This is a genomic window from Streptomyces sp. NPDC049887 (genome assembly GCF_040656535.1).
GTDB lineage: Bacteria > Actinomycetota > Actinomycetes > Streptomycetales > Streptomycetaceae > Streptomyces.
This window is the reverse complement of sequence record NZ_JBFAMM010000014.1, coordinates 105,693-123,030: the sequence shown is the minus strand read 5'-3', so window position 1 is coordinate 123,030 and position 17,338 is coordinate 105,693. Positions and strand designations below refer to the sequence as shown.

General features: G+C 72.7%; 13 protein-coding genes. 8 read left to right on the top strand and 5 right to left on the bottom strand.

Annotated elements, in window-relative coordinates; genetic code table 11:
* Window positions 1-57: 57 nt before the first annotated feature.
* From AB0J10_RS19105 to metF, 4 genes are all read left to right on the top strand, one after another.
* Window positions 58-780 carry a HemK2/MTQ2 family protein methyltransferase gene (locus tag AB0J10_RS19105; protein ID WP_363062993.1) on the top strand — a complete coding sequence of 241 codons (723 nt, stop codon included), beginning with the start codon at window positions 58-60 and terminating at the stop codon, window positions 778-780.
* 103 nt (window positions 781-883) lie between these two features.
* Window positions 884-2,092: a methionine adenosyltransferase gene (metK, locus tag AB0J10_RS19100; protein WP_363062991.1), complete on the top strand. Its 1,209-nt coding sequence runs from the start codon at window positions 884-886 to the stop codon at window positions 2,090-2,092.
* A 2-nt stretch (window positions 2,093-2,094) separates the two neighbouring features.
* Window positions 2,095-3,078, top strand: a complete 984-nt coding sequence (locus tag AB0J10_RS19095; protein ID WP_363062989.1) for a carbohydrate kinase family protein — start codon at window positions 2,095-2,097, stop codon at window positions 3,076-3,078.
* Window positions 3,057-3,977 carry a methylenetetrahydrofolate reductase [NAD(P)H] gene (metF, locus tag AB0J10_RS19090; protein ID WP_363062987.1) on the top strand — a complete coding sequence of 307 codons (921 nt, stop codon included), beginning with the start codon at window positions 3,057-3,059 and terminating at the stop codon, window positions 3,975-3,977. Before AB0J10_RS19095 ends, metF begins: the two co-directional genes overlap by 22 nt.
* An 85-nt stretch (window positions 3,978-4,062) precedes the next feature.
* Here the strand turns inward: metF and AB0J10_RS19085 are convergent, their stop codons facing one another.
* On the bottom strand, window positions 4,063-4,938 hold the full coding sequence (locus tag AB0J10_RS19085; RefSeq protein WP_363062985.1) for a LysR family transcriptional regulator: 876 nt from the start codon (window positions 4,936-4,938) through the stop codon (window positions 4,063-4,065).
* Between the two features lie 267 nt (window positions 4,939-5,205).
* Here AB0J10_RS19085 and AB0J10_RS19080 point away from each other — a divergent pair, with 267 nt between their 5' ends.
* The 3 genes from AB0J10_RS19080 (at window position 5,206) to AB0J10_RS19070 (ending at window position 8,151) form a co-directional block, all read left to right on the top strand.
* Window positions 5,206-5,847, top strand: a complete 642-nt coding sequence (locus tag AB0J10_RS19080) for a disulfide bond formation protein DsbA (RefSeq protein WP_363062983.1) — start codon at window positions 5,206-5,208, stop codon at window positions 5,845-5,847.
* Window positions 5,848-5,897: 50 nt separating this feature from the next.
* Window positions 5,898-6,875 carry an EamA family transporter gene (locus tag AB0J10_RS19075; RefSeq protein WP_363062981.1) on the top strand — a complete coding sequence of 326 codons (978 nt, stop codon included), beginning with the start codon at window positions 5,898-5,900 and terminating at the stop codon, window positions 6,873-6,875.
* A gap of 67 nt (window positions 6,876-6,942) precedes the next feature.
* A complete protein-coding gene (locus AB0J10_RS19070) occupies window positions 6,943-8,151 on the top strand; it encodes an MFS transporter (RefSeq protein ID WP_363062979.1) in 1,209 nt (402 codons plus the stop codon).
* 323 nt (window positions 8,152-8,474) lie between these two features.
* Here the strand turns inward: AB0J10_RS19070 and AB0J10_RS19065 are convergent, their stop codons facing one another.
* The 4 genes from AB0J10_RS19065 to AB0J10_RS19050 form a co-directional block, all read right to left on the bottom strand.
* Entirely contained in the window at window positions 8,475-9,920 is a 1,446-nt protein-coding gene (locus tag AB0J10_RS19065) for an aldehyde dehydrogenase family protein (protein WP_363062977.1), read from the bottom strand.
* 174 nt (window positions 9,921-10,094) lie between these two features.
* Complete coding sequence (locus tag AB0J10_RS19060) at window positions 10,095-11,207, bottom strand: EamA family transporter (RefSeq protein WP_363062975.1); 1,113 nt, start codon at window positions 11,205-11,207, stop codon at window positions 10,095-10,097.
* A 339-nt stretch (window positions 11,208-11,546) separates the two neighbouring features.
* Window positions 11,547-13,145 carry a PucR family transcriptional regulator gene (locus tag AB0J10_RS19055; protein WP_363062973.1) on the bottom strand — a complete coding sequence of 533 codons (1,599 nt, stop codon included), beginning with the start codon at window positions 13,143-13,145 and terminating at the stop codon, window positions 11,547-11,549.
* 102 nt (window positions 13,146-13,247) lie between these two features.
* Window positions 13,248-15,344 (bottom strand): ATP-binding protein, encoded by a 2,097-nt coding sequence (locus AB0J10_RS19050; protein WP_363062971.1) that lies wholly within the window; start codon window positions 15,342-15,344, stop codon window positions 13,248-13,250.
* Between the two features lie 591 nt (window positions 15,345-15,935).
* Between AB0J10_RS19050 and gabT the strand changes: the two genes are divergently transcribed.
* Entirely contained in the window at window positions 15,936-17,270 is a 1,335-nt protein-coding gene (gene gabT, locus AB0J10_RS19045) for a 4-aminobutyrate--2-oxoglutarate transaminase (RefSeq protein WP_363062969.1), read from the top strand.
* The last annotated feature ends 68 nt before the right edge of the window (window positions 17,271-17,338 follow it).

Below are 17,338 nucleotides of genomic sequence, written 5' to 3'. Positions count from 1 at the left end.
CAACCCCCGACGACCGAACGCGTTTCCCCTCGCACACCAACGAATGGACACGACACCATGACGAAGCTCGACCAGCAGTCCACGACCGAAGCCGAGTCCTACCGCCCGCTCGTATCCGAGGAGCGGGTGAAGGAGATCAGGGAACTGCGCCGGGCCATGACCTCGCACGGCGGCGGCGAGGAGGGCGAGCAGACCCATCCGTTCCTGGGCCTGACCCTTCGGGTCCCCTCGCAGGTCATGACCCCCTGCCCGGTGTCCCCGATGCTCGGCGGCGCGGTGTTCGCCGAGGTCGAACCGGGTGACCGGGTCCTCGACATGGGCACCGGCAGCGGTTCGCTGGCCCTGATCGCTGCCAAGAAGGGCGCCGATGTCCTGGCGGTGGACCTCAATCCGCACGCCGTGACCGCCGTCCGGGTCAACGCGGAGCTGAACGGGGTCGCCGACCGCGTCGAGGCGCTCGAGAGCGACGTCTTCGGTTCGGTCGAAGGCCGCTTCGACCTGATCGTCTTCAATCCGCCGTTCCAGTGGTTCGCCGCCACCGACTACGCGGACGTCGCGGGCACCGACGCCGGCTACCAGGCACTGACCCGCTTCTTCCGCGAGGCCCGCGCCCATCTGACGGAGACGGGTCGCATGATCCTCTTCTTCAGCACCATGGGCGATGTGGCGTACTTCGAGAAGCTGGTGGCCGACGAGGGCTTCGACCACGAGGTGGTCTTCTCCACCACCCGGCCCGTCTTCGACGTGCCGGTCGAGTTCACCGTGCACCGCCTGTCCTGATCCGGGCACCCACCGGGGCCTCCCGATCGGGAGGCCCCGGTCTCCGGGTGCACATGCCCCGCCGGACCTTCCACGCCCGTCCGTACGACAGGAGCGCCACGCCGTGTCCCACCGTCTGTTCACCTCCGAATCGGTGACCGAGGGTCATCCCGACAAGATCGCCGACCGGATCAGCGACACCGTCCTCGACGCCCTGCTGGCCCAGGACCCGCGGTCCCGGGTGGCGGTGGAGACCCTGATCACCACCGGCCAGGCGCATGTGGCCGGCGAGGTGACCACCTCCGCCTGGGCCGACATCCCCGCGCTGGTCCGTGGGGCCGTCCTGGAGATCGGCTACGACTCGTCCGCCAAGGGCTTCGACGGCGCCTCCTGCGGCGTCTCGGTCTCCATCGGCGCACAGTCCCCGGACATCGCGCAGGGCGTCGACACCGCCTACGAGAACCGGGTGGAGGGCGATCAGGACGAGTTCGACAAGCAGGGCGCCGGAGACCAGGGTCTGATGTTCGGCTACGCCACCGACGAGACACCGAACCTGATGCCACTGACGATCGAGGTGGCGCACCGGCTGTCGCGCCGGCTGACCGAGGTCCGCAAGGACGGCACCGTCCCGTATCTGCGTCCTGACGGCAAGACCCAGGTCACCATCGAGTACGACGACGCGACCCCGGTCCGTCTGGACACGGTGGTGGTCTCCTCGCAGCACGCGAGCGGCATCGACCTCGACGCCCTGCTGACCCCCGACATCCGGCGACACGTGGTGGAGTACGTGCTGGCCGGCCTGGTGGAGGACGGCATCAAACTGGACACCGAGGGCTACCGCCTGCTGGTCAACCCGACCGGCCGCTTCGAGATCGGCGGGCCGATGGGCGACGCCGGCCTGACCGGCCGCAAGATCATCATCGACACCTACGGCGGCATGGCCCGCCACGGCGGTGGCGCGTTCTCCGGCAAGGACCCGTCGAAGGTCGACCGCTCGGCCGCCTACGCGATGCGCTGGGTCGCCAAGAACGTCGTGGCCGCCGGTCTCGCCTCGCGCTGCGAGGTCCAGGTCGCCTACGCGATCGGCAAGGCCGAGCCGGTGGGCCTGTTCGTCGAGACCTTCGGCACCGCCGAGGTCGACGTGGAGAAGATCGAGAACGCCGTCGCCGAGGTCTTCGACCTCCGCCCGGCCGCGATCATCCGCGACCTTGACCTGCTCCGCCCGATCTACGCCCAGACCGCCGCCTACGGCCACTTCGGCCGCGAGCTGCCGGACTTCACCTGGGAGCGCACCGACCGCACCGAGGCCCTTCGCGCGGCCGCAGGGATGTGATCATGGACATCGCCGTCACCGGTTCCATCGCCACCGACCACCTGGCCACCTTCCCGGGGCGCTTCGCCGAGCAGATCGTCCCCGAGAGCCTGGCGACGATCTCCCTGTCGTTCCTCGTGGACGACCTCCAGGTGCGCCGGGGCGGTGTCGCCGCCAACATCTGCTTCGGGCTGGGCCGGCTCGGGCTGGCCCCGGTGCTCGTCGGCGCGGCAGGCACGGACTTCGCCGAGTACGACGCCCAACTGCGCGCCTCCGGTGTGGACACCGGATCGGTCCGGCTCAGCCCCGCGCGCCACACCGCACGCTTCATGTGCACGACCGACGTCGACCACAACCAGATCGCCTCGTTCTACCCGGGCGCCATGGTCGAGGCACAGGAGATCGACCTGGCCGAGGTCATGGACCGCGTGGGCGCCCTGGACCTCGTCCTGGTCGCCCCCGACGTGCCGGAGGCGATGGTCCGCCACACCAGGGCGGCACACGCCGCCGGCATCCCGGTCGCCGCCGATCCCTCGCAGCAACTGGCCCGACTCGACCGGGAGTCGACCCGGCTGCTCGTGGACGGGGCCCGGTTCCTCTTCACCAACGCGTACGAGAGCGCGCTGCTGCAGCAGAAGGCCGGGTGGAGCGAGGCCGAGGTGCTGTCGCGCGTGGGCGTGTGGATCGTCACCCGCGGCGCCGACGGGGTCTCGATCCTGACCGCCGGCGGACCGGCCGAGCACGTGCCCGCCGTCGCGACCGACCGGGCCACCGACCCCACCGGCGTGGGCGACGCCTTCCGGGCCGGCTTCCTCGCGGGCCTCTCCCGGGGACTGCCCCACCGCCGTGCGGCCCAACTGGGGTGCGCCGTGGCCACGATCGTCCTCGAGTCCTTCGGCACCCAGGAGTACAAGCTGCTTCCCTGGGACCTGTCGGAGCGTCTGCTGCGGGCCTACGGGGCCGAGGCGGCGGCGGAGGTCGGCACATGGCCGGGAGAGCCGGCGTGACGGGGCTGCGCGAACTCCTCGCCACCGGGGCCCCCTCGTTCTCCTTCGAGTTCTTCCCTCCCCGCACGGAGACGGGAGCGGCCGGCCTGTGGCAGGCGATCCGCCGGATCGAGGCGTTCGCGCCGAGCTTCGTCTCGGTCACCTACGGGGCCGGGGGGTCGACCCGGGACCGCACCGTCGAGCTGACGAAGCGGATCGCGACGGAGACCACGCTGCGCCCGGTGGCCCACCTGACGGCGGTGGCCCACTCGGTCCCCGAACTGCGGCACGTGATCGGCCAGTACGCGGACGCCGGCGTCCGGGACGTCCTGGCCCTGCGGGGGGACCCGCCGGGCGACCCGAACGCCCCCTGGATCCCGCACCCGCGCGGCTTCTCCAACGCCTGGGAGCTGGTCCGGCTGGTACGGCAGTCGGGGGCGTTCAGCGTCGGCGTGGCCGCGTTCCCCGAGCGCCACCCGCGCTCCCCCGACTGGGAGTCCGAGATCCGGCACTTCGTGGCCAAGTGCCGCGTGGGCGCGGACTACGCGGTCACCCAGATGTTCTTCCGTGCCGAGGACTACCTGCGGCTGCGGGACCGGGTCGTGGCGGCGGGGTGCGACATCCCGATCATCCCGGCGATCATGCCGGCCACGGACGCCCGGCAGATCGCCCGGTTCACCGAGCTGAGCGCGGCCACGTTCCCCGAAACCCTGGCCCGGCGGCTGGAGGCCTCGGGCGGCGGATCGGCGGGGCTGCGCATCGGCGTGGACCACGCGGTGGCCATGGCCGAGCGGCTGCTCGCCGAGGGCGCTCCCGGCCTGCACTACATCACGCTCAACCGGTCCACCGCGACCTCGGAGATCCACCGTGCGCTGCTCGGCTCCGGCCTGACCGAACGCGCCCTGGCGACCCGGGCCTGAGTCCCTGCCGCACCGTCGGGAAACGAGCCGGGGGCGACCTTCACCCGATCGGGTGAGGCCGTCCCCGGCTCGTTCGCGCGCCCGTTCACTCCCCCGCGATGCCCAACAGCTCCAGGAAGGCCGCGGCCGCCGGAGTGAGGCTCTCGCGGCCCCAGATCACGTACTCGGCGCGGGCCGGGGCGTCCGTGACCTCGATGGTGGCCAACCCGGCGAGCCCCGCGACGTACGCGGGCGGGAGCAGGGCCACGCCGAGGCCCGCGCCCACCAGGCGGGCCAGGTAGTCCGCGTTGGTCACCTCGAAGGCGACCTCGCGGGTGAGGCCGGCGGCGGTGAAGGCCAGATCGGACTGGGCCCGGCCGGCGGTCTTCGCCGGGAGGTCCACGAACACCTCCGAGGACAGCCGATGGAGGTCGACCGAAGTCTCGCCTGCGAGCGGGTGGTCCGGGGAGACCACCGCGACCAGCCGCTCCCGGGCCATCTCCCGGGCCATGACGCCCCTGGGGCGGGCCGTGATCGGGATACCGAGGAAAGCCACCTCGATCTCGCCCTGCCGGACCCGCTCGACGAGTTCGTCACTCGCTCCCACGCTGAGACTGACCCGGGCCTTCGGATGGCGCCGGTGGAAGTCCTTGAGGACGTTCGGGACATCCACGGCGGCGACGGTGGGGATAAGGCCCACCGCGAGGCGTCCGCGCACCTCCCCGACGGCCGCCGCGACCTCGGCGGCGGCCCGCTCCGCCGCGTCCAGACACTGGCGGGCGGCGGGCAGGAAGGCGGCGCCCGCCGGGGTCAACCGGACCCGGCGGCTGGTGCGTTCGAAGAGCCTCGCACCCAGTTCCTTCTCCAGGCGCGCGATCTGGTGGCTGAGCGCGGACTGGACCACCAGGCAGCGTTGGGCGGCCCTCGTGAAGCTGTTCGTCTCGGCCACTGCGATCACGTAGCGCATCTGCTGGAGCTCCATGGATCCATCGTGATGCGCGATTCATCGCGTGACAAGCATGTGTTGGACTCATCGATGCATCCGGCCCGACACTGGTGACAACGAACACGGCAGGAACGCCCTCGGGCCAACTCCGCCGGGCGGGCCCCCGATCGGGGCCCTTCGGCAAGCCCGAGAGCCGCGCTTCCGCCGCCCTCTCCCCGCCTCCCGCACCTGGGCGCACACCGCCGAGGCGTGCTCCGTCGCGCCCTCGCGCCCATGACACGACCGAAAGGACGAGCCACCGCCATGAGCACCGCGCCACCGCGTCCCGAGACGACCGTCGCCGACATCTGGGTGGACCCCCGCTGCCCCTGGGCGTGGATCACCTCCCGCTGGATGCTGGAAGTGGAGCAGGTCCGGCCGCTGGAGACTCGTTTCCACATCATGAGCCTGTCGGTCCTCAACCAGGGCCGCGAGGTCCCGGAGAAGTACCGCCAGGGCATGATCGACGGCTGGGCCTGCGTGCGGGTGTGCGTCGCGGCACAGCAGCGGCACGGCAACGAGGTGCTGCGCCCCCTCTACAACGCCATGGGCCGTCTGATCCACCACGAGAAGGCCGGCCTCGGCCACGACATGATCCGCGTCGCCCTGGAGGAGGCGGGCCTGCCCGCCGACCTGATCGAGGCCGCGGAGGACACCACCTGGGACGAGCCGCTGCGGGCCGAGCACCACGAGGGAATGGACCCGGTCGGTTCCGAGGTCGGCACTCCCGTGATCCATGTGCCCGGCCCCGACGGCAAGCCGCTGGCGTTCTTCGGACCAGTGCTCACCCCCGCCCCCCGTGGCGAAGCCGCCGGAGCGCTCTGGGACGGCGTGCTCGCCGTGGCGAGCACCGACGGCTTCTTCGAGCTGAAGCGCGGCCGCGACCGCGACCCGATCTTCGACTGAGCCGGCCGGACGCCGCGAACCACGGTGATTCCCACGGGATTTGAGGCAAGATGAAGAGCAGACGGAACGGACTCACGGCGTCCCTGACTGGCCTGGCTCCGGCCATCTGGGGCAGCACCTACCTGGTAACCACCGAGCTGCTGCCGCCGGACCGGCCGCTCCTGGCGACCACGATGCGGGCCCTACCGGGCGGCCTGTTCCTGCTGGCCGTCGGACGGAAGCTTCCTGTCGGCGTCTGGTGGTGGCGCGCACTGGTTCTGGGCGTGCTCAACATCGGCGCCTTCAACTTCCTGCTCTTCGTCGCGGCCTACCGGCTTCCGGGCGGAATCGCCGCCTTGATCATGTCGGCACAGCCCATGTTCGTCGTGATCCTCGCCGCCCTCTTCCTCGGCGAGAGGATCAGAGCCATCCATGCCCTGGCCTGCGCGATGGGAGCCGGGGGCGTGGGGCTGCTGGTCTTCAAGGGCGCGGCGTCGCTCGACACCGTCGGAGTCCTCGCGGCGGCCGGCGGAGCCCTGTGCATGGCCTCGGGCATCACACTGACCAAGCGGTGGGGACGGCCGGAGGGTGTCGGCCTGCTCACGTTCACCGGGTGGCAACTCACTGCGGGCGGTCTGGTCCTGGTGCCGTTCTGGCTGTCGCTGGAAGACCTTCCCGAGGGACTCACCGGCTCCAACGTCATCGGGTTCGCCTACCTCATCACCCTTGGTGCGGTCCTGAGCTACATCGTCTGGTTCCGGGGCATCGAACGCCTGCCGGCCGTGGCGGTGTCCTTCCTCGCACTGGGCAGCCCGGTCGTGGCGACCCTGCTGGGCTACTTCGTCAAGGACCAGACGCTGTCCGTCCTGCAGATCGTCGGCATGGTCGTGATCTTCCTGGCGGTCGTGCTCGGCCAGCCGCGCCCACCCCGACCGAAGCCCCGGGAGACTCCCTCGGCTCCGCCCCGCACCACCGGCTCGCGCCTGCCCGACCACCCCGCTCTGGAGCAGGAACACAGCGGACAGCGGCGGGCGCACCCCACGCCATGACCTCCCCGCTGGCCCCGGCGGCACGAGGCACGCACGCACCACGCCTGACCACGTCCGGAGAGATGACATGACCATTCAAGATGAGACAACCCCCGTAGCGCCGCAGAAGCAGGTGTCCCCGACCAGGGGATGGCTGGGCGTGGCTGCCATCACCGCAAGTCTGTTCGTCTTCCTCACCACCGAATTGATGCCGATCGGCCTGCTCACCCCGCTCAGCGAGAGCCTCGACGTCTCCGTGGGCACGGCCGGACTCATGGTCACGGCGCAGGGTGTCGCGGCAGGTCTCGGCGTGCCGTTCCTCGTGGCATGGACGCGGCGCGTCAACCGGCGCCGGCTGCTGACCACGCTGCTGGCCGTCCTGGCCGTCGGCAACCTGGTCACCTCGATCGCCCCGAACTACCCGCTGATCCTGGGCACCCGCCTGATCATGGGCTTCGCCAGCGGCGTCTTCTGGGCCATCGGCGTCAGCATGGCCATGCGCATCGTCCCCGAGAGGCACGCGAACCGGGCCGCCGCCGTCGTGATGTCCGGCATCTCGATCGCCACCGTCGTCGGCATCCCGCTCGGCACCCTGCTGGAGAGCGCCGGCGACTGGCGCGCCACGTTCCTCATCTGGGCCGGTCTCAGCGCCCTGGTGTTCCTCGCGGTCGCCTTCACGATCCCGTCGCTGCCGTCGGCCAACGCGGTCTCGGTCCGCGAGGTCTTCGGACTGCCCGTCAAGAACGTGCCGCTGCGCGTGGTCCTGGCCATGGTCGTCTTCTTCGTCCTCGGCCACTTCGGTGCCTACACCTTCGTCCGGCCCTACCTGGAGGAAAGCGCGTCCGCCACCGTCGGCTTCATCACCGTCGTCCTCATCGTCTTCGGTATCGGCGGCGCGATCGGCAACTTCATCGGCGGCCAGACCGTCAACAAGAGCCTGCGGGGCAGCTTCATCGTGGGCGGTCTGATCCTGATCGGCGCACTCGTCATGCTGCTGACCACCGGCACGAACGACGTCGGCGTGATCGCCGCCATGATCCTGTGGGGCCTGGCCTTCGGTGTCGTCCAGCTCAGCCAGATCAACATGACGCTCGCGGCGGCTCCCGAGACCTTCGAGGCCGCGATGTCGCTCAACACCATGGCCTACAACACCTGCATCGCCCTGGGCGCCCTCATCGGCGGCCTGTTCGCCGACCACGTGGGCGTCTCGAGCGTCATGTGGTTCGGCATCGTCCTGGTCGCTCTCGCCGTGATCCTCCGTGCCGTCACCGGCCGCCGGACCACGCCTGCGAGCTGACCCCTCCCGACCACCGAAGTGCGGTTCCGGTCCTGCCCTCGCAGTGAGGGAGTGACCGGGGGCGGACGTCGCGCACACCCCCGCCACGACGTTCCGCACCGCCTCCGGTGCCGTGGGCGCGTGTTCCTGCCGGCGACGGCGGAGCACGCGCCCACTCCGCGTTCCGGCCCGGCTCCGACAGCCGGACGTCCGCCTCGCACCGCCGCTCTTCCGGTCGGTCCCCGGCACGGGCTCCGTCCTGGACCAGGCGGCAGTCATCGCCCTGGAAGGAGAGACGGCCGGAGCCCCCGCACAGTGGGCTCCGGCCGTCGGTCGGGGACGTACTACAGGGCGAGTCCGGTGAGGACCAGCACCCGCTCGTACGTGTAGTCGTCCATCGCGAACTTCACGCCCTCGCGGCCCACGCCGGACTGCTTGGCACCGCCGTAGGGCATCTGGTCGGCCCGGTAGGACGGGACGTCGCCGACGATCACGCCACCGACCTCCAGCGCCCGGTGGGCGCGGAAGGCGGTCTGCAGGTCGTGGGTGAACACGCCCGCCTGGAGGCCGTACTTGGAGCTGTTCACCGCCGCGAAGGCCTCGGCCTCGCCGTCGACGCTCTGGACGGTGAGGACCGGCCCGAAGACCTCCTCGCAGGCGAGGGTGACGTGCGCCGGGACCCCGGTGAGCACGGTCGGGGCGTAGGAGGCGCCGTCGCGCTTGCCACCGGTGTGGAGCCGGGCCCCGGCCTCGACCGCCTCCTCGACCCAGGACTCGACGCGCTTGGCGGCGTCCTCGCTGACCAGCGGGCCGACGTCGGTGGACGGGTCGGACGGGTCTCCGGTGTTCTGCGCCTCGACCGCGGCGACGATCCTCGGCAGCAGCCGGTCGTACACCGACGCGTCGGCGATCACGCGCTGCACGGAGATGCAGGACTGGCCGCCCTGGTAGTTGGAGAAGGTGGCGATACGGGACGCCGCCCAGTCCAGGTCCTCCTCGGAGGCGAAGTCGGCGAGGACGACGGCCGCGCCGTTGCCGCCGAGTTCCAGGGTGCAGTGCTTGCGCGGCACCGAATCCATGATCGCGTAGCCGACCTTGTCGGAGCCCGTGAAGGAGATGACCGGGAGGCGCTCGTCCTGGACGAGGGCGGGCATCCTGTCGTTCGGGACCGGCAGCACCGACCAGGAACCGGCGGGCAGCTCGGTCTCGGCGAGCAGCTCGCCGAGGATCAGGCCGGACAGCGGGGTGGCCGGAGCGGGCTTGAGGACGATCGGCGCGCCGACGGCGATGGCCGGGGCGATCTTGTGGGCGCAGAGGTTCAGCGGGAAGTTGAACGGCGCGATACCGAGGACGACGCCCTTCGGGAAGCGGCGGGTGAGGGCGAGGCGCCCCTGGCCACCGGCGTCCGTGTCGAGCCGCTGGGCCTCGCCCCCGTTGAAGCGACGGGCCTCCTCTGCGGCGAACCGGAAGACGGAGACGGCACGGCCGACCTCGCCGCGGGCCCACTTGACGGGCTTGCCGTTCTCGGCGGAGATCAGCTGGGCGATCTCCTCGGTGCGCTCGACGAGGCGCCGGGAGACGTGCTCGAGGGCGGCGGCGCGGACATGGGCCGGGGTCGCGGCGAACTCGTCCACGACGGCGTGCGCGGCGGCAACGGCCTCCTCGACCTGGGCGTCGGTGGGGACGGCGACCGTGCCGACGAGACGGCCGTCCCAGGGGGAGGTCACGTCGAAGGTCGTCTCGCCGGTGGCCTGGCGGCCGGCGAGCCAGAAGGCGTGGGTGGAAGTCATTTGGGGGTCCCGGCCCTTCCGAAGTAGTGGGTTGCCTCTTCTCACACGTTAGGGCGGCCGGGCCGGAACGTGGGTTGTCCGCGTTGGAGTGGTCGGCCGGGTCGCCCTGCCGGTTTGGCGAGTGCACGGGTCTCCGATCACCCGCCGTTCGGGGACGCGCGGGCTCCGCAGGTGTCAGCGGCGGCGTTCGGTACTGACGATCAGGCAGACGCCGGCCACGACGACCGCGCCGCCGACGGCGATCGGCCAGGTCAGCCGCTCCCCGAGGATCAGCGCGCCGAGGAGTACGGCCACGACCGGGTTGACGTAGGCGTAGGTGGCCACGAGCGAGAGCGGGGCGGAGTGCAGCAGCCAGACGTACGCCGTGAACGCGATCAGTGAGCCGAAGACGACGAGATAGGCGAGGGCGGTCCAGGAGCGGCCGGAGACGTCGGCGAGCACGAAGCCCCGCTGTTCACCGCGGCCCAGCCCGACGAGCAGGCAGCCGATCCCGCCCGCGACCATCTCGTAGGCGCTCGCGGCGAACGGGTCGGCCGGCATGGGGATGCGGGAGGAGGAGAAGGAGCCCACCGACCACATGACGGTCCCGGCGATCACCGTCAGCACGCCCCAGAGGCGGACGTCGCCGCTCAGCCCCGGCAGGGTCAGCACGGCGAGCCCCGCGAGCCCGAGGAGGACACCGCCGTACGCTCCGGTGCCGGGCCGCTCGCCGTACGCGCGCCGCAGGACGACGACCCAGGCCGGGACGACGGCGACCAGCAGCGCGGCGAGTCCGGAGGGGACGGCCGTCTCGGCGAGGACCACGAGCCCGTTGCCGCCGAGGAGCAGCAGCAGCCCGACCACGGCGGCCGAGACCAGTTGGGCGCGTGTGGCACGCAGCGCGGACGGGCCCCGGCGCCAGGCGACGATCGCGACGAGGAGCAGCCCGGCGACGACGAACCGCGCTCCGGCCGACAGGAACGGCGGCACGGTCTCCACGGCCACGCGGATGCCGAGGTACGTGGACCCCCACACGACGTAGACGATGGCGAGCGCCGCCCACACCGGCCCTGATGTCCGGCGGCCGGACGCGGACGCGGGCCCGTCCGCGCCGTCGACGGCGGACGCGGCACCGGGTTCGCAGAGGAGGGCGGCTGCGGGGCCGGCGCCGGGTTCAGCCCCCGCCTCCGTGCCGGGTGGGGTGCAGGCTCCGGTGGCCGGCCCGGCCGGGGGTCTGCTCGCGCGGGGCGGACCGGGACTGAGGGCTCCGGGAGTGGGGTTGCCGGCGTCTGCCGCGGGTTGTGTCATCGGTCCTTCCCGTCTCGTGGACGGCCGGACGGATGCCCCCCGCCCGACTGGTGATCACGAGGGAGGACCTTAGGCAGTTCGGCTGCCGAACACCATGTTTTCTGCCCGCTTTCGGGCAGGGAAGGGGGAATTTCTCTGGCCGGATCGCGCGGAGGGGCGGTCTGCGTGGCGGCGCCACTCGGCCGGGTGTCTCCGCGGGACTGCGGTCGGGGCCGGTGGTCGAGGGGGCGGCAGCCCGGGCTGCCCCGGGGCCGGCTCCGGCGCCGCCCGACGCCCCGGGCGCGGGCCGTCGGGCGCGGGCCGTCGGCCCCGGGCAGGGGCGGGAACGGGCTCAGCGGCTCAGCGGCTCGGCGGAGGCTCCGGGCCCTGCTCCGGGGCCGGGGCCGGCGGCGGGGTCTCGGTCGCCTTGAGGGCCAGCCAGAGCTCCATGCGCACGTCGGGGTCGTCCAGGGAGCGGCCGAGGATCTCCTCGACACGCCGCATGCGGTAACGCAGGGTGTGGCGGTGGACGCCCAGGTCGGCCGCGGCCGCGTCCCACTGGCCGTGTCGGGAGAGCCAGGCGCGCAGCGAGGCCACGAGGTCGCCGCGGCCGGTCGCGTCGTGCTCCCTCAGGGCTCGCAGCATTCCGTCGGCGAAGGCACGCACCGCGTCGTCCGCGAGCAGCGGCAGCACGGAGCCGGCCGCGAGCTCCTCGTGCTCGACGAGCGCCCGGCCCCGCCTGCGGGCGACGGAGAGTGCCTGTTCGGCCTGCTTGTACGCCGTGGCGGTCGCGATAGGGCCGGCCGGCGCGGACATGCCGACGACCACCCCCGCCTCGTCCGTCTCGCGTTCGGTGTACGGCTCGCACGCGAGCGCGACCGATCCCCCGTCGGCGGCGAGGACCACGAGCCTGCCGTCGCTCTCCCATACGGTCAGCACCGACTCACCGGCCCGGGAGGCCGCGGCCTCCAGCGCTTCGGCGAAGGCGTGCACGGGTTGCTCGGCCGCGGGGTCCGGTTCGCCGGACGGTTCGGCGATGAGCAGCCGGAACGGGGCGTCCAGTAGCCCTCCGTACAGGTCCCCGGCGACCGTCCTGGCGTGGTCCGGCTGGCCGGAGAGCATCATCCTCAGCACCGCCGCGCCGAGCCGCTGCTCGGCGGCCTGCAGCGAGCGCGACCGTTCCGTCGTGAGCGTCAGCAGGGCCACCGCGGAGTGCACGGCGTAGCGCTCGGCGGTGCCGAGCGGCGCCCCGGTGCCGACGGCGAGCGCGCCGCGTACCCGCCGCCCGGTGCCCAACGACTGGAGTTCGACGCGGTCCTCCGTACCGCCGACGACCGCGCTGGCGGGTGCGGGGCGCTCCCGCAGGCGCTCCACGTCGCCCGTGAGCCGTGCCGCGCGCCGGACGGCCCATTCGGGCGCGGCGGCGACGACGGCACCGGAGGCGTCGTACAGCGCGGCCCAGCCGTCCACGTGCGCGGCGAGCTTGGCGAGCAGGGCGGCGGGGCCCTCGGCGAGCGCGGCGCGCGTCAGCTCTCGCTGGGCCTCGAAGCCGGCGGTGACCGCTCGGTACTGATCGGCCGCGATGGCCGCCGAGACCGCCTTGCTGATGGCCAGGAACGGCGTGCGCCGGGGCACTTCGAGGAGGGGGAAGTCCTCGGCCTCGGCCGCCTCCAGCAGCGCCTCCGGGATGTCGTCGTAGTTGACCCCGACGGCGAAGCCCAGCCCGGCGACGCCCGCGCCCGCGAGCCGGCGCACATAGCGGCGCATCGCCTCGCGGTCGGCGGCATCGAGGGTCATCGCGGTGACGAGCAGCAGCTCGCCGCCCTCCATGTACGGCACGGGGTCCGCCAGCTCGCTGGCGTGCACCCAGCGCACGGGGGTTCCCAGCCGGTCCTCACCGGCGCGGACGGCCAGCTTGAGCGCGGAGTGCTGGACGAGGGAAGCGAGGGTGACCGGCATGGGACCGCGGACTTTCGGCAGAGGGTGGATGCTTCTGGACCTATTTCGCCGTCCCGTATGAACGGCGTAGCTCGATTCTGCCACCGCGTACGGGTACCCGGTTCAGTTCCGCATATCCACCAGGAGAGGCGGCGTGTACTCGCCGCGGACCGACGTCAGGGAGAGCACGGCGTGCCCGGCCGGCACGGAGTGTGCCAGCTCGGACGCCGACCAGCGCTCCCGCTCGACCTCACGGACCGTCACCGCCTCGGCCGTCGCGGCCTTGCCCGTCACGACCCGGCGCATGAAGTGCAGCGCCTTGGTCAGCGGCTCGTCGGAGATGATCTGCCGGTTGGTGACGTCCTTGGTCTGCACCCATTCCTTGCCCCAGGACTCGGCGAACCGGCCGCCGTCCCACGGCCCGAGCCCGGCGAACGCCATCCGGCAGCCGACCGCGCCCAGCAGCGGCCCGCGCAGCGCCTCCGGCACGTCCTCCAGGGTCCGCAGCGTCAGCACCACCCCGGCGTGCGCCGAGCGCAGCCGCTGCACGGCCCTGATTGAGTCGGGCGTGACCGTGTGGGTGGCGTCGTCCAGGACCAGGCAGGCGAACAGCGAGCGGTCCGAGCGGCTGAGAGCGGCCTCGGTGAACTGGGCGAGCACGAGCCGGGCGATGATCCGTGACGCCTCGGCGTGGCCGCGTTCCGGGAGGTCGATCCGTACCCTCAGCGGGTGCTCGACGGCTCGCAGCGAGAACTGCCGGCCGGACGCGCCGGTGCGGAAGAACCCGGCGAACGCCGGCCGGTCGAGGTATGCGATCCGCTCCGCGAGCAGCACCCCGATGTCGTCGGCACGCTCCGACTGCCGTGCCCGCGCCTCCAGTTCCCTCAGCTGCGACACCTCGCCCGCGGCCTGCAGGGCGGCCCGCAGCCCGTCCAGCGCCCCGGGCGCGCCACCGAGGAGGTCTCGCAGTTCGGGCACCGCCGGGAAACGGCCGTGGACGCCGCGGTACGGCCCGATGAGCTGCGCGAGGGCGGTGGCGGCCCGCCGGCCGTCGGCCGAAAGGTCCCCGACGAGCGCCTCGGCGAGGGTCCGGGCGGCCTCGTCCGGGTCGTCGCTGCCGCCGTAGAGGTCGAGGTCGTGTGTGGATTCCGCTCGGCCAGGGGCGATGACCAGGTCGAACGCTTCGTCGGGAGCGAGCGCCGTGCCGTGCGCGGTGACGGCGACGACGGCGGCACGGTTCGCCAGTGCCTGGAGGCACATGGCCTCCACCACGGGCCGCACGAGCCGCACGGTCTTCCCCGACCCCGACGGCCCGACGGCGAGCAGCGAAGTGCCGAGCAGCGCGGGTTCGAGGGCGACTCCGGTGGTGCGGCGGGCGTAGGGGTTGCGGGGGTGGTCGGCGGCGGTGCCGATCCTGACCTGGTTCGCGGCGAGGTCGTGCACGGCGGTGCGCACCGGCAGGTCCCGTGCGCCGGAGGGATGCGCACAGGCCGCCGCGCCCTCGGCGCGGACCACGTCGGTGAAGGCCGCCAGCCGTTCGGGCCTGGCCCGCACCCCCTGCCAGGCACGGCGGATCCGCGCGTAGTCGACGTCGCCGAGCGAGCCGTTGCGCGTCGCCTCGGCGAGGGTGCGGGCCGTGTCGTCCAGCCCCGCGGTGCGCAGGTCCGGCCAGTCGGCGGGGTCCTCCCGCGGCGGGGGCGGCGGGGCGGGCACGTCCCTCCTGCGCGAGTAGCGGCGCCAGATCTCCGGTACATGGCCGATCCGGGCGAAGAGGACGAGGAGCCCGCCGCCGACGAGGGCGTAGTAGACGTAGCTCGCGGTGGCCCACAGGGACGGGTCGGCACGCCAGGAGTCCGGGGTGAGCACGAGCAGCGGCCAGAGCCAGTAGCGGCCGAGGTAGCCGTTCCACAGCAGTGACCAGAGCAGCCAGCCCGCGAGCAGGGCGATCAGCGCGCCCGTGAAGAGCCGCCGCGCCGGGACGGGGTCCGGCTCCTCCGCCGGGCGCGGCCGGTGCCCCAGCCGCCAGACGCCCGGTTCGGCGTCGGGCCGGGGGGTGCGCAGCCAGTCGGCGACGGAGGCGCGGGCCGCCGGGGGGCGGGACGGCACCGGCGGGGCGCCGTGCGGCATCGGTGGTGGGCCCGCGGGACGCGGGACGGGCCGTGCGCTGCCGGTGCCGCCCGATCGGGCTCCGCGTGCGTCGTACGTGCCTTCGGTCTCCATGAACCCCTGCCCCCTGACCAGCCAGGTCCGCGCGTCTGTGCCACCGTCAATCTAGTGCCCGCCGCCGGGGAGTTCAGCGATCCCGCACCGCGAGTGCGGCGGCCGGTGCGCGCCCGACCGTGAGCCGCGCCCCGCCTCCGCGAGCGGGGCTGCGGGGAGGCGGCCACTGCCCGGCCCCGAGCGTCGCCCGCACGGCCGCAGAGCGGTGACGGCCCGGACACGCCGGCTCCTCCACGCCTCCCCTCGGGCCCGTTCCTCGGCGGCGCGCCTCCCCGCACGATGCTCCCCGCCCCTGCCCGCCCGGGGCGGACCCGGGGCGGACCCGGGGCGGTCCGAGCAGGCGGCCCGCGCCCGCACTCGGCCCGGCCCTGCACTCTCACTCTGCCCGGACCTGCGCCCGAACCGCCCGCCGAGGCGCCGCGCGCCCGTCCCGCCTCCCCGCACCACCGCCCGCACCACGCCGGTCTCTATGTCCGTCACGGACAAGGACACGCCCCCACCACTACCGAACGGAGCATGCCGGACCCCCCGACCCGGACCTAGCCTGCGAAGAAAGAAGAAGTGCGTCCGGAAACACCCCCAGGAGCCCTCATGAGCGCAATTCCGCAGGAGCGCCGCGTCGTCACCGCCATCCCCGGCCCCAAGTCGCAGGAGCTGCAGGCCCGCCGTCTCTCCGCGGTCGCGGGCGGCGTGGGCTCCGTGCTGCCGGTGTTCACCGCCCGCGCCGGCGGCGGCATCATCGAGGACGTCGACGGCAACCGTCTGATCGACTTCGGGTCCGGTATCGCCGTGACCACCGTGGGCGCCTCCGCCGAGGCCGTCGTACGCCGGGCCTCCGCGCAGCTCGCGGACTTCACCCACACCTGCTTCATGGTCACGCCCTACGAGGGCTACGTCGAGGTCTGCGAGGCCCTGGCCGAGCTCACCCCGGGCGACCACGCCAAGAAGTCCGCGCTGTTCAACTCCGGCGCCGAGGCCGTCGAGAACGCCGTCAAGATCGCGCGGGCCTACACCAAGCGCCAGGCCGTCGTCGTCTTCGACCACGGCTACCACGGCCGCACCAACCTCACCATGGCGCTGACCGCGAAGAACATGCCGTACAAGAACGGCTTCGGCCCCTTCGCCCCCGAGGTCTACCGCGTCCCGGTCGCCTACGGCTACCGCTGGCCCACCGGCCCGGACAACTGCGGGCCCGAGGCCGCCGCCCAGGCCATCGACCAGATCACCAAGCAGATCGGCGCGGACAACGTCGCCGCGGTCATCATCGAGCCGGTTCTCGGCGAGGGCGGCTTCATCGAGCCGGCCAAGGGCTTCCTCCCGGCGATCGCGCAGTTCGCCAAGGACAACGGCATCGTCTTCGTCGCGGACGAGATCCAGTCCGGCTTCTGCCGCACCGGCCAGTGGTTCGCCTGCGAGGACGAGGGCATCGTCCCGGACCTGATCACGACCGCCAAGGGCATCGCCGGCGGTCTGCCGCTGTCCGCCGTCACCGGCCGCGCCGAGATCATGGACGCCGCGCACGCGGGCGGCCTCGGCGGCACCTACGGCGGTAACCCGGTCGCCTGCGCCGGCGCGCTCGGAGCCATCGAGACCATGCGCGAGCAGGACCTCAACGGCAAGGCCAAGCGCATCGAGGAGGTCATGAAGGGCCGCCTGTCCTCGATGGCGGAGAAGTTCGACATCATCGGCGACATCCGCGGCCGCGGCGCCATGATCGCGATCGAGCTGGTCAGGGACCGGGCCACCAAGGAGCCGAACCCGGAGGCCGCCGGCGCCCTCGCCAAGGCCTGTCACGCCGAGGGCGTCCTCGTGCTCACCTGCGGCACCTACGGCAATGTGCTGCGCTTCCTGCCCCCGCTGGTGATCGGTGAGGACCTGCTGAACGAGGGTCTGGACGTCATCGAGTCGGCGCTCGCGGGCGTCTGAGCGGGACGGGCGGGGTGTGACCGCCCGTGATCGCGCGCTCTCTGTGAAGAACGTGTGGGGGGCCAATG

Excerpts from the sequence above, each read along its gene's own strand:
- AB0J10_RS19065 (WP_363062977.1), bottom strand. The coding sequence starts at position 9,920 with ATGACTTCCACCCACGCCTTCTGGCTCGCCGGCCGCCAGGCCACCGGC.
- AB0J10_RS19060 (WP_363062975.1), bottom strand. The coding sequence starts at position 11,207 with ATGACACAACCCGCGGCAGACGCCGGCAACCCCACTCCCGGAGCCCTC.
- AB0J10_RS19070 (WP_363062979.1), top strand. The coding sequence starts at position 6,943 with ATGACCATTCAAGATGAGACAACCCCCGTAGCGCCGCAGAAGCAGGTG.
- AB0J10_RS19050 (WP_363062971.1), bottom strand. The coding sequence starts at position 15,344 with ATGGAGACCGAAGGCACGTACGACGCACGCGGAGCCCGATCGGGCGGC.
- metF (WP_363062987.1), top strand. The coding sequence starts at position 3,057 with ATGGCCGGGAGAGCCGGCGTGACGGGGCTGCGCGAACTCCTCGCCACC.
- gabT (WP_363062969.1), top strand. The coding sequence starts at position 15,936 with ATGAGCGCAATTCCGCAGGAGCGCCGCGTCGTCACCGCCATCCCCGGC.
- AB0J10_RS19085 (WP_363062985.1), bottom strand. The coding sequence starts at position 4,938 with ATGGAGCTCCAGCAGATGCGCTACGTGATCGCAGTGGCCGAGACGAAC.
- AB0J10_RS19105 (WP_363062993.1), top strand. The coding sequence starts at position 58 with ATGACGAAGCTCGACCAGCAGTCCACGACCGAAGCCGAGTCCTACCGC.
- AB0J10_RS19075 (WP_363062981.1), top strand. The coding sequence starts at position 5,898 with ATGAAGAGCAGACGGAACGGACTCACGGCGTCCCTGACTGGCCTGGCT.
- AB0J10_RS19055 (WP_363062973.1), bottom strand. The coding sequence starts at position 13,145 with ATGCCGGTCACCCTCGCTTCCCTCGTCCAGCACTCCGCGCTCAAGCTG.
- AB0J10_RS19095 (WP_363062989.1), top strand. The coding sequence starts at position 2,095 with ATGGACATCGCCGTCACCGGTTCCATCGCCACCGACCACCTGGCCACC.
- AB0J10_RS19080 (WP_363062983.1), top strand. The coding sequence starts at position 5,206 with ATGAGCACCGCGCCACCGCGTCCCGAGACGACCGTCGCCGACATCTGG.